This is a genomic window from Flavobacterium xylosi (genome assembly GCF_042787345.1).
Taxonomy (GTDB): domain Bacteria; phylum Bacteroidota; class Bacteroidia; order Flavobacteriales; family Flavobacteriaceae; genus Flavobacterium; species Flavobacterium xylosi.
Map to the genome: position 1 here is coordinate 33,054 of NZ_JBHZPZ010000016.1, position 12,005 is coordinate 45,058.

A 12,005-nucleotide genomic window follows, 5' to 3' on the forward strand; every position below is an offset into this window, starting at 1 on the left:
CTCAAAAGCATTTAATTGATTCCTAAACTTTTATTAGTTTTAGAGATAGATTTTTGACTATCGGTTTCAATTCCAGTTAGTGCTCGTATAGCATCAATCGTTTCTGGGATTACGATGGCTTGATTGTCTACCACGTAGGCATAGAAAAGTTCATCTCCAACCACTTTCAGCATGTCTTCCCAAAGGGCAACTTCATACATATCTCCCCAAGGTCTGCCCATATCCAAAAACATTTCTTTGATGGTGTTATTGGAAACCAAACCTTGGTCATATTGAATTAGTTTGATGCGGCTTGATGTTTTAAAAGCATTTAGCACTTCTTCTTTTGTGGTCTGCTTTTTTAATTTTACATTCCAGTAGTGCAAATGGCTTAAAGTTTCTGGCACTTTTACAGCCGAAGTAATGACATTCAAGTCGGGATCGACACTTTGTGCATCAGGTCCTTGATGACTTGGAATTTCTCTTTCAGGTACCATTGTGTTCATAATACCTCCTAAATGACTTTCCCAAGGGTCGGTTGCTCTTCTTAACAATGTTCCTCGTGCATAATCCAATAAATCCGCTCTTTTCAATGCGCCAAGTGTTCTTAAGATGGAAGTTGTATTGCAAGAAACTACTCGTGTTGCATTTAGGTTTAAAGCTGATTCATAATTGGTTTCTGCATTAAATGAATGCCCAGTAGTTTCGTGTTTTTCGCCACCCTCAACAATAAATTTAATCCCTTGCTTCTTATATATTTCAACATTCTTTGCCGCTATGTTCTTTGGCGTACAATCGACCACGAGATCCACTTTGTCTAATAAATCCTGTAAGTTACCTTGTACCGAAATGCCTGAAGACTTCATTTGTTTTTCGGCTTCGTTGGTTGCCGCATAGATATTATATTCTTTTCTAATGGCATTTTGTATGCGCCAATCACTTATTACATCACAAACTCCAACTAGATTCATATCGTCTTGTATGTTAATGGCATCGGCCACTCTTTTGCCGATGACACCGTATCCTATAACTGCTATATTTTTCATGTTTAATTGTTTAAAATATTTGTATTAGTTTACTCTTTTTTTTATTTTAAATCAGACAGGAAACCTATTTAATAATGTATTATTTTGAACACTATAAAATACTCCAAAACAAGCTCTTACAAGCCAATCTAAAATAAATGATTGAATAATACAAAAGAAATCCTCTAATATCGAAACGTCTATTCTTATAATATTGGTGGTGTTTAGGCATTATAAGAGGCTGTTGAAAAAGACAATATTGCCTTCTTTTCCCGCTGTTGACATTACTATCATGTAACCTAAATAAATCAGTGCTCCTGTAAGCCCGAAGGCAAAACCAAGTTGTTTTGCGTTTATTTGATTTTAAATTAATTTTCAGAATTTAAAATCTTTTTAAATTCTTCATATTCTTCTTTGGTGATTTCCCCATTGGCGAAGCATTTTTTAAGAATATCCAGAGGGGAATCTTTTTTTGATCTCTGCCCCGGAATATTCCATGGTGTTACAAAAATCCAAAAAAGAAATAAAACCCTTATAATCCACTATATAAGATGCATTCCTACAAAATTTCCGTCGTAATAATGCATAATTTTTAGTTTTAAATTAATTTTAAATATTGAATAATATTCATCTGGTACTAGTTTTATTAAAATCCACTATCATAACCAACATTTTTCCCTTACCAACTATTGTATAAACCGTAGTTGGGTTTGGAAAAAGTTGTCGCAATAACATCAATAGTAAGCAATGCTTTTCGGTTTTAGTGCGACATGTCAAGGTTTGCCACGATCTCTAAACCAGGTTCCGATTCGGCCAATAATTGTACCTAAAATTCCTATGATAATCATTGTTACGCCTAGGAGATGATGCCAGCCACCCATCTTACTGAATAATAATATTGTTCCACTTACCACAAATGCCGCCAAAGCAATGGCACCTGCAAGTTGTTTTATATTACTGCTTAAGCCAACTGCCAGTTTTTCCAATGTAGGAGCCTGAACCCGACCCAGATTACCTTCGGCGATACGCCGGAGTATTCGTCTTGTATCGCCAGGTGCATCCATTATCAGGCGTTCCATTTCACGGGCAAGTTTGATTGTCTTATCCTTAATCTGGTGGGGTGAAAAGTGCTGCTTAGTGAGACGTAAGATCTCTTCACGAAAAGATTTCATATAGTTATGTTCGGGGGCAAGCTGGCGTATTAATGATTCCAGGATGATGAAAGTACGGGTGAGTAGAACAAACTCGGGAGGATTGTGAACCCCGTTCCGAGTTCCGGCACTCATCAGCGAATCGAAGGCATCGCCGATTGAAACAGCTTCCATGTCACCACTGTGCATATCATATAGCACTGCCTTCATATCCACTAAAAGCGCTTCATGGTTTACTTCTTCATTGGCCGCTGCCATTTCGAGGTAGGCTTCAGTTGCTGCCTTCGCATCCCCTTTAACTACTGCTTCCAGCAGGAGTATTAATGATTCACGCATGGCTTCATCAAGCTCACCTGTGTTTCCAAAATCGAGCAGGGAAAGCCGTCCATCGGGCAAAACAAAAACATTACCCGGATGTGGGTCAGCGTGAAAACTTCCTTCTTCGAAGATGGATTGCAGTGTCAGTTTAATTAAGGTGTTCATTAAATCGGGCATCGCTTCGGGGTGCTTCTTAGCGTAGTGGTCTATGCGTTTGCCTTCAGAAAAATCCATTGTGAGAACGGTTCTTCCCGAACATTCTTTCACAACATCCGGAATCCAGAGCTCAGGAATATTTGCCAGTGATTTTTTAAAGAGCATCATAGAACGGGCTTCCCGATTGAAATCGGTTTCCCGGTTCAGCGTGATGGCAAATTCCTTCACTACAACAGGCAGGTCGAATGCACGAAGCTTTGGAAAGAGTTTCTCTCCCAGCGATACCAGGTAAGTAAGCGCCGCAATATCCGTTGAAATTATTTCTTTAAGGCCTGGTCGTTGCACCTTCACTGCTACTTTCAGTCCGTCGTGCATAGTTGCTTCATGTACCTGGGCGATGGTGGCGGCGGCTATCGGCTTTTCGCCAAACGATGAAAACAACTTCGTTAATAAGCTGCCGAGTTCGGTTTTTACTGTTGACTTTACCACGCTAATGCTCATAGCCGGCAAGTCATCATGCAGCAGTTCCAACTCTTTGATATAATCAGCCGGAAGCAGATCTCGCCGCATAGCAAGCACTTGTCCGAATTTGATAAAGACCAGTCCCAGTTCCTCAAAAGTTTCCCGTACTTCTTTTGGCGGTGGTAAATTCCTCTTGCCTATCAAGCTTCGCAGAAACTTATGCCGGGCCAGCACACGCATGATTTGCATTAGTCGTGGCGCTGCTTTCCGTATACTAATTTTTTCTGTTTCTTTTATCATTGCTTGTCTTCTATTGTAAAACATTGGTGTTAAATAAACTGCTCTATTTGTAAATGCATTTTAATTTTACTAAATACTAACTATATATTAAAGGTGAATTTTAACTTGTATAAATCCTACCTTATTTAAAAATTTCTATCGCTGCCTAATTTTCTAATCTTGAAACTATAATTTTTATTTGTTTTCTTCCGTTTTCTCAGGAACAGGCTCTGTTAGTTTCATCCCACATTTTGAGCATTTGTCATTCAGTTTTCCTTGCACTTCCGGGTGCATTGGACAAGCATACATTTTTTCTTGATTTTCCATTGTTTTAGTTTTGTCGTTCATCATTGTGTTGTCATTATCCATCATAGTACTGTCATTGCCCATCTCATGGGAATCATCTGTTGTTGTTTCTTTGGCTTTTTGGTTACAGGAAACCAATACGAATGCCATCGCAATGGCGGAAAGGATTATATTTTTCATTATGTATATGTTAAGAATTTTCGTAATTATTATAATTAATGTTTGTGGTTTTCTTCCATTTTTTGCTCATTCATTTCTTTCATATCCATTCCACATTTAGAACATTTACCCGGCTTATCGGAAGTTGTACCATCCATAGAACAAACATATTTTGTCACAATATAGCTGCGAGCTTGACTTCCCTTTACAGCGTGGTCGTATTTTCTCTCTGTAGTTTTTATCATTTCCATGCCACATTTAGAACATTTTCCAGGTTTGTCGGAAGATATGCCATCCATTGAACAAACATATTTTGTAACAATTGTACTCTTGGGTTGACTTCCTTTTGTAGCGTGGGTATCAACTTTCTCGGTGGTTTTCACCAATTTCATTCCACATTTAGAACATTTCCCGGGTTCGTCAGTAGTTGTGCCGTCCATTGGACAAACATATTTAGTCACAATTAGACTCATAGGTTGACTTCCTTTTGTAGCATGGGTATCAATTTTTTCAGTAGTTTTTACCATTTCCATTCCGCATTTGGCACATTTTCCGGGATCTGAACTTACCTCATTTGGATGCATAGGGCAAGTGTAAGTTACTTTTTGAGCTTCCTTTTTTGGAGGTTGTGGGAGCTCTTGAGCTTTCGCCAACGAATTTACTGCTAAGAATGCGCTTAGTACGATAATTAATGTTTTCATTTTTTCATTTTTTAAAATTTAACTTGATTATATCTGCTACTTTGTTACAATTCATAAAATAGAGAATTACAATAATGATTTTTAATTGTTTTTGTTAGATCAACCTACGTTTGTAAATGGTTAATATTGATTTGTTGGTATTTTAGTATTTCTAATCCGTGGATTGGCGATTGCTACTTAAAACAATATAGTATTGCTATCAATGTTTTTGCAATTTATTTGATATCCACTTTATTATTTTTTTAATAAGTCTTTGCCAATGTTCTGTTTGAATAACTCTAAATAAAAAAACTAAATTATAGTAATTAAACTATGATTTAATAATTGTAATCAGCGAGAAAAATAAATAATCTCAAGGTGAAATCGCTCTCAATTTGACATAATTATGGCTGTCATAATTGGAATTTAGCTTATTTTTGGTATAATCCAAATAGAATAGAAACCAGAAGAAACGATGGTTTCCGATTTATGAAATTTTAGTTTTTTGGTAGAATAACTGAAATTGTTATTTTTGAAATCAATATCAAAAGTATTGATTATATTAAACTGAAGAATCGAAACAGCTGTGCAGGAAAAATGCATACATTTGCCGCGACATTCTTTTTTGCAATTATCGCTTTTATCGCAACAAGATTTTTTTTCTGTTTTGGAGGTAATTTCTTTTTTGCAGCAGTTTTTTTCAGTTTTAATTTTATTTCTTCCGCACGCAAAGCCATTATTTGGCATCAATAAAATGCCAAGGGTGATGATTAATATTATCTTAATTTTTTTCATTCGTACTCTACAAATATTCATATAAAGTTAGCGAAATTATATTAAAAATCTTCACAAAACATTTAAAAAAATCTTTCAGCAATACTTTGGTTTGATTTCCTGTTCTGTGGTGGTTTACATTTGCGATATTAGGTATATTTGTATTTTTGTTTTCTGTGCCCGTTTAGTAATAACCGAAATATAGTGGTCAATTCGAGCGTTTTTTTACTTTATGATTATCCCCTCTTTATGCATTTCAAGCAATTCGATTTGTTCTCTGCTACTTTCGGCACAAAGTATTAAAACTATTGGTGTATTCTCTCCTTCTTGTTTTTCTTATTTGTCTGACCATTTGAGATATAATTCCATTTGACCTGTGTGTTTGGCTTGCAATTCCCCTAATTTTAATTCTATGGGCTACTAATTGTTTCAGTTTTTCTATGGTAAAAAAGCAAATCTAAATTGAAATCTTCGATATCTATAATCATCCGTTTTTGGCGTTTTACAAACAAAAAAACCTTTGCCTAGTTCGAGAATGAATTTTTCTAAATCGCATAATATTGTCTGTTCCAAATCTTTTTCTAAAAAAGTATTTTGCAAATCTAAAACATAAGGTTTTTGAAAGTACTTACAGGTATTTTATCTGAATTAGCAGTTTGTGCATCTGCTATTCCTGTTCGTTCAAATGCTTTTAAAGTTCTTAATTCTCTTTTTCCTAATGGTTCATTAAAAGCTTTTTAAGCATAAAACATTTTTGCATCATGATTTTTTAAAGGAAAAAGAATAAGAAAATGGGACCAACTTAAATGTCAGGAACGACATTTTCAAATTCAGAAAAATGTTTGGCGACTTGTAATGCAAATTCCAGTGATAATGACCACCAAATTCCAATTTGAATTGACCAAAGATGCAAAAGTGGATTACTTTAAAAGTGTAGTATTTTTTTCTTTAGATGCAATAAAAACACTTCAAAATCGTATTACATTTTTCCTTAGAAAAAAAATAGTAATAATATACCTGAGGTTTGGTATCGTATTATTTACATTATGAGGGTTATAGCATGCTGTTTTTTTAAATTTCTCACTCAAATTTCTCACTCAGTGAGAAATTTATTTAAACAAAAAACCCTAACATATTGATGTTAGGGTTTTTGCTTTGGTAGCGAGACCGAGATTTGAACTCGGGACCTCAGGGTTATGAATCCTGCGCTCTAACCGACTGAGCTATCTCGCCATGATTGAGGGTGGATAACCATCCCTGAATGCGGGTGCAAATATAAAAATAATAATACAGCTTGCAAGTGTTTTTTAAATAAAAAAAAATATTTTTAAAAATGCTTTTTTTTCGGATTTATATTCTATATATTTCAGAAAAATTAAATGTAGCTCATGGATCAAAAAGTACGTTACGAAATCGAGTTCCCCATAAATTCATCTCCTCAATTGTTATATCAATATATATCGACTCCATCCGGTTTATCGGAATGGTTTGCTGATAATGTAAATTCTCGTGGTGAATTTTTTACTTTTATTTGGAATGACTCCGAAGAAAAAGCCAGACTTGCCTCTAAAAAGTCGGGTGAGAAGGTAAAATTTAAATGGATAGATGAAAATAATAAAGATACCGAATACTTTTTTGAGTTGCACATCTTGGTTGATGAGTTGACAAAAGATGTTTCCCTGATGGTGGTTGACTTTGCAGATAAAGACGAAGTTGATGAAGCTACACAACTTTGGGAAAATCAAATTTCAGATTTGAAACATCTCATCGGATCTGTATAGTTTAATCCTATTTTATGACTTATATTTGCCCTAAACAAAATTTAGGGCTTTTTTATGATTAATTTTAATGGAACTATAGTGTCTCAAGACGCTAATATATTGACACAAAATCGCGCCTTTTTATATGGCGATGCTGTTTTTGAAACGGTTAAAATAATAAACAATAAAATTCTATTTTTAGAAGATCATTATTTTAGATTAATGTCCTCTATGCGGGTGATTCGAATGGAAATACCCATGAATTTCACGATGGAATATTTTGAAGAACAGATTCTATCGCTGATAAAAATTAATGAATTATCTCATTCATCTCGCGCTAGGATAACCATTTATAGAAATGATGGTGGTTATTATTTGCCGAAGAATAATAATGTTTCCTTTTTGATTCATGCAGTACCATTAGAAAGTACTTTTTATTCTATTGAACAAGGGGATTATGAAGTGGATCTTTACAAAGATTTTTATGTAACGAAGCAATTGCTCTCTTCGATAAAAACAACCAATAAAATCATCAATATTACAGGAAGTATTTATGCTAATGAAAATGGCTTGGATAATTGTGTTTTATTGAATGACAGTAAAAATGTCGTTGAAGCATTACAAGGGAATATTTTTATGCTAATTGGAAATAGACTAATTACTCCGCCAGTTTCAGAAGGTTGTTTGAATGGTGTTATGCGAAAACAAATTTTGGGATTGGCAAAAAAAATGGATCACTTAGAAGTGGTTGAAGAGGCAATTTCTCCATTTGACCTTCAGAAAGCAGATGAATTGTTTATAACAAATGTAATAAAGGGTATACAGCCTATTACAAAATACCGCAAGAAGACTTTTACTACCAGAGTGGCAAGTGAATTAGTGCAAATGCTTAATGAAATGATAAGCGTAAATTAATTCAAATAAGGGTTTTCAGGGGCATTTGACCATATAAGGTATTCACCACCTAATTCTTTTATTTGTTCCTGCCAGAAATGAGTTGCGGATTTTCCGATGATTTTATTTTCGTAATTGTTTTCAGTAATAATCCATGAATTTTCTAACATTTCGTTTTCTAATTGGTTTTCATCCCAACCGGTATAACCAAGGAAAAAACGGATGTTATCTTTATTGATTTTTCCGTCGTTGATTAGTGCTTTGGTAGATTCAAAATCACCTCCCCAATAGATCCCATTTGATATCTCAATACTGTTTGGGATTAAATTAGGAATATTGTGTATAAAATACAGATTATCTTGTTCTACCGGACCTCCATTATAAATTTTAAACCGTGCGCATATTTCTGGAATCAAATCATTTATGGTATATTTCAATGGCTTATTTATAATAAAACCAACAGATCCTTCTTTATTATGATCTGCTAATAAGATTACGGATCTATTGAATGATAGATCGCCCACTATAGAAGGCTCTGCAATAAGTAGATGTCCTTTTCTTAACTTTTCTGAGATCATGACGCTATTTTTTGTTACTTAAATTTAAGAATAAATTTGTCAAAACACCAAATAAAGTCGTTAAAGTGCATAAAAAAACCTTCCTGTGGAAGGTTTTATTATATTGGAAAACTTAAACTAGTTTACTGCTCCTTCTAATTCTGCACCAGCTTTAAATTTCACAACATTTTTAGCAGCGATTTGAATCGTATTTCCTGTTTGAGGATTTCTACCGTCTCTAGCAGCTCTAGCTGAAACTGACCAAGATCCGAAACCTACTAAAGATACTCTTCCACCTTTTTTCAAAGTACCGCCTACATTTCCTAAAAATGACTCTAAAGCTAATTTTGCAGCAGCTTTTGTAATTCCTGCATCAGCAGCCATAGCATCGATTAATTCTGATTTGTTCATAATGAATAGTTATTAATTGTTGGTTAAAAAAAATTGTTAATACACAAATTTAGTAGGAAATACGTTCCTTGCAAGTGTTTTCTCTATTTTTAGCTCGTTTTGTTGATAACTTATTTTTTTTGTTCATAAAGCACTATTTTAAGTGCTAAAATCATCGATAAACTCCCATTTTACTGAGGTTAATAGGCTTTTGCATTTTCAGTAAAAGAGATTCCGTTCAGTAATTCGGCCGTCGTCATCCTTTTTTTTCCAGGAAATTGTAAATTTAATACTTGAATAAATCCATTTGCTACCGCAATTTTCATTTCTTTTTTGGTACAAATCAATTGACCTATTGCATAGGAATGACCTTCCGAAATAACTTTTGCATCATAAATTTTCAAATTCCACTCTTCATTTTTGTCTCCAAAGAAACACCAGGCTGCCGGATAAGGACTCAGTCCTCGTATTAAATTATTTATTTCCGCAGCTGGTTTTGTCCAATCTATTTTGCAGTTTTCTTTATTCAGTTTGTATGCCGTTTTTATGTCTGCATTTTCAGCTTGAATAACAGCACACACATTTCCTTCTTCTATAAGTTTCAAAGTATCATTAACTGTTTTACTGCCTAAGTCCATTAATCGATCGTGTAGTTGTCCTGCATTTTCGGTTTCTCTAATTTCGATTTCTGAACTTAGAATCATAGCTCCCGTGTCAATTTTATCATCGATAAAAAAGGTAGTCACACCCGTTTTAGTTTCTCCATTTATGATTGCCCAATTTATGGGTGCGGCACCACGATAATTAGGAAGGAGGGAAGCGTGGAGATTGAATGTACCCAGTGAAGGCATTTCCCAAACTACTTTTGGCAGCATTCTAAAAGCAACCACAATCTGTAAATTAGCATCTAGGGATTTTAATTTGGATAAAAAAGTTTCGTCTTTTAGATTTGTAGGTTGTAATAAAGTAAGGTTGTTTGCTAATGCAAATTCTTTTACTGCTGAATATTTCAATTTTTGTCCACGACCGGCCGGTTTGTCCGCAGCGGTAATGACGCCAACAACCTCATAGTTGTTTTTGATTATGGTGTCCAGAATTCCTACTGCAAATTCAGGTGTTCCCATGAAAACAATTCGTAATTTTTCCATTATGATTTTAAAGTATATTTATTGTTTGGTTTTACAAGTATTGCATTATTTTCCAGTAAATGTTGCAATACAAAGATAACTTCGTCCGGACTATTTTTAGTTTTGTTTTGAATGTCTCTGGAGTTTAAATCTTCGGCTTGCAATAAAGTTATTATTTCTTTTGAAAGTGAAATGACATCTGGTTTTCGTTGTTTCTTGGTGATGCAATACGAACAAATACCACAATTGGTATTGGCTTTTTCCCCAAAATAATTCAAAATTAATTTGCTCTTGCAAACTTTTTTCTCACTGATATAGCCAACTACGGCTTTGAGTTGTTCCTTTTTTAATTGATTTTGATTTTCTAAATATTTAGAAACTCTACTGATGGTTCGTTCATCTTCCCGAACTTCATTGAAAATTAATGTGGCATCATTATTTTTCGAATAATATTCAATAATGTCTTTCTCTTTCAATTTTTTTAAAACGGCATGTATTTCTGCGGCTGCATGATGCGATTTTTTGGCAATCAGTTCTAAATTAAAAGCAGTTTGCATCTCATAAATTCCCGGATACGTTCGCAATATTGCCAAGATAATTTCCTCATCATTTGGATTCAAACTCATATACCGAATTACTTCTTTTGAAGGAATTAAAAATTGCATGGTGATTTTTTCGGAAAATTCCTGAGACAGCGTAATTATGCCTTGTCTGTCCAGAAATTGCATAGCATTGTATGTTTTTAATATAGGAAAACCATATTTTAAACAAAAATGATTCAAATTGAAAGTGAATTGTTCGTTGATTCCTTCTCCGTAAGCGATTTGAAAATAATTGCAAAGCTTGACATACATTTGATTCAGAAACTTTTTGTCGGGGAGGATGTTTATAAACTGGCTCTCCGTTTGAAGGATATCGGAAGGACTTGTCAATAAAACAGCATATGCTTTTTCACCATTTCTTCCTGCACGACCGGCTTCCTGATAATAATTTTCCAAATTCTCCGGTAGTTGAATGTGAATTACCGTTTTTACATTGGCTTTATCAATTCCCATTCCAAAGGCATTCGTGGCAATAATTACCTGTACGTCTTCATTCATCCACAACTGCATGTTCTTATCTTTTTCTTTGGACGAAAGTCCGCCGTGATAATAAGTTGCTTTAAAACCTAAAGACTGAAGTTGCGCGGAAACATCTAAACACGATTTCCTATTTCGAACATAGATGATTGAAGGCTGTGGATTTTTCTTCAGTATTTGTTCGATTCTGAAAAGTTTATCTTCTACATCAAAAACCATATAGGCGATATTTTCCCGTGCAAATGATTTTTCGAAAATTTGTGGTTCATGCAATCCTAATTCGTTGATGATATCTTCCTTTACTTTCGGCGTTGCCGTTGCGGTCAAAGCCAAGAAAGGTATTTTTGGAAAATGTGTTTTTAGGGAGGAAATTTTTAAAAAGGCAGGACGAAAATCGTGTCCCCATTGCGAAACACAATGTGCTTCATCTATGGTAATTAAGTTTATGGGAAGGTTTTTTATTCTTTCCAATATCCAGTCTGATTGAAGTCGTTCTGGTGATAAATAAAGGAATTTATAATTTCCGAATTGGCAGTTATCCAGCAGGTCAATCATTTCCTCAGATCGAATACCCCCCGTTAGAGCAATCGCTTTTATGTCTCGCTTTTGTAAATTAGCGACTTGATCTTTCATCAAAGCTACCAAAGGCGAAATTACCAGGCAAATGCCTTCATTCATCATCGCTGGAATCTGAAAACATACCGATTTTCCACCGCCGGTTGGCATCAATGCAAAAGTGTCTTGACCGCTTAAAACAGAATTAATAATTTCGTTTTGCAGTGACCTGAATTTATCATGTTTCCAATATTTTCGAAGGATAGCTACTGCTTCTTGCATAGATTACAGTCCCGAAACTTCGGGATCAGATTTTAAGTTATACTAGATGAAAAAAAATCGTAAATCCCAATT

12 protein-coding genes and 1 tRNA gene are annotated in these 12,005 nt (G+C 34.6%); 3 read left to right on the plus strand and 10 right to left on the minus strand.

The genetic code is table 11. The annotated features are described in order from the left end of the window. Positions 1-11: 11 nt before the first annotated feature. From ACFX5E_RS12945 to ACFX5E_RS12965, 5 genes are all read right to left on the minus strand, one after another. Positions 12-1,025: a type II glyceraldehyde-3-phosphate dehydrogenase gene (locus ACFX5E_RS12945; RefSeq protein WP_379855576.1), complete on the minus strand. Its 1,014-nt coding sequence runs from the start codon at positions 1,023-1,025 to the stop codon at positions 12-14. 752 nt (positions 1,026-1,777) lie between these two features. Then, positions 1,778-3,391, minus strand: coding sequence for an ABC1 kinase family protein (locus ACFX5E_RS12950; protein WP_379855577.1), 1,614 nt, complete (start codon positions 3,389-3,391; stop codon positions 1,778-1,780). A 174-nt stretch (positions 3,392-3,565) separates the two neighbouring features. Further along, complete coding sequence (locus ACFX5E_RS12955; protein WP_379855578.1) at positions 3,566-3,856, minus strand: heavy metal-binding domain-containing protein; 291 nt, start codon at positions 3,854-3,856, stop codon at positions 3,566-3,568. Between the two features lie 35 nt (positions 3,857-3,891). After that, positions 3,892-4,536, minus strand: a complete 645-nt coding sequence (locus ACFX5E_RS12960) for a heavy metal-binding domain-containing protein (RefSeq protein ID WP_379855579.1) — start codon at positions 4,534-4,536, stop codon at positions 3,892-3,894. A 405-nt stretch (positions 4,537-4,941) separates the two neighbouring features. Beyond that, positions 4,942-5,310, minus strand: a complete 369-nt coding sequence (locus ACFX5E_RS12965) for a hypothetical protein (RefSeq protein WP_379855580.1) — start codon at positions 5,308-5,310, stop codon at positions 4,942-4,944. A gap of 597 nt (positions 5,311-5,907) precedes the next feature. On the opposite strand from ACFX5E_RS12965, the gene ACFX5E_RS12970 reads away from it, so the two are divergent. After that, the gene (locus tag ACFX5E_RS12970; RefSeq protein WP_379855581.1) at positions 5,908-6,030 is read left to right on the plus strand and encodes a hypothetical protein; all 123 of its coding nucleotides are present in this window, start codon (positions 5,908-5,910) and stop codon (positions 6,028-6,030) included. 415 nt (positions 6,031-6,445) lie between these two features. On the opposite strand, the gene ACFX5E_RS12975 is transcribed toward ACFX5E_RS12970, so the two are convergent. Continuing rightward, positions 6,446-6,522, minus strand: a tRNA-Met gene (locus ACFX5E_RS12975). 155 nt (positions 6,523-6,677) lie between these two features. Here ACFX5E_RS12975 and ACFX5E_RS12980 point away from each other — a divergent pair. Together ACFX5E_RS12980 and ACFX5E_RS12985 are read left to right on the plus strand one after the other, a co-directional pair. Continuing rightward, positions 6,678-7,070 (plus strand): START-like domain-containing protein, encoded by a 393-nt coding sequence (locus ACFX5E_RS12980; RefSeq protein ID WP_379855582.1) that lies wholly within the window; start codon positions 6,678-6,680, stop codon positions 7,068-7,070. A gap of 54 nt (positions 7,071-7,124) precedes the next feature. Beyond that, positions 7,125-7,964 (plus strand): aminotransferase class IV, encoded by an 840-nt coding sequence (locus tag ACFX5E_RS12985; RefSeq protein ID WP_379855583.1) that lies wholly within the window; start codon positions 7,125-7,127, stop codon positions 7,962-7,964. Here ACFX5E_RS12985 and ACFX5E_RS12990 read toward each other — a convergent pair. The 4 genes from ACFX5E_RS12990 to ACFX5E_RS13005 all read right to left on the minus strand — a co-directional run bounded on the left by ACFX5E_RS12990 (position 7,961) and on the right by ACFX5E_RS13005 (position 11,933). Next, positions 7,961-8,521 carry a YqgE/AlgH family protein gene (locus ACFX5E_RS12990; protein ID WP_379855584.1) on the minus strand — a complete coding sequence of 187 codons (561 nt, stop codon included), beginning with the start codon at positions 8,519-8,521 and terminating at the stop codon, positions 7,961-7,963. The genes ACFX5E_RS12985 and ACFX5E_RS12990 overlap by 4 nt on opposite strands. A 117-nt stretch (positions 8,522-8,638) precedes the next feature. Beyond that, complete coding sequence (locus ACFX5E_RS12995) at positions 8,639-8,911, minus strand: HU family DNA-binding protein (protein WP_379855585.1); 273 nt, start codon at positions 8,909-8,911, stop codon at positions 8,639-8,641. Between the two features lie 179 nt (positions 8,912-9,090). Beyond that, a complete protein-coding gene (gene fmt / locus ACFX5E_RS13000) occupies positions 9,091-10,038 on the minus strand; it encodes a methionyl-tRNA formyltransferase (RefSeq protein ID WP_379855586.1) in 948 nt (315 codons plus the stop codon). After that, positions 10,038-11,933, minus strand: a complete 1,896-nt coding sequence (locus ACFX5E_RS13005) for a RecQ family ATP-dependent DNA helicase (protein ID WP_379855587.1) — start codon at positions 11,931-11,933, stop codon at positions 10,038-10,040. Before ACFX5E_RS13005 ends, fmt begins: the two co-directional genes overlap by 1 nt. Positions 11,934-12,005: the final 72 nt, after the last annotated feature.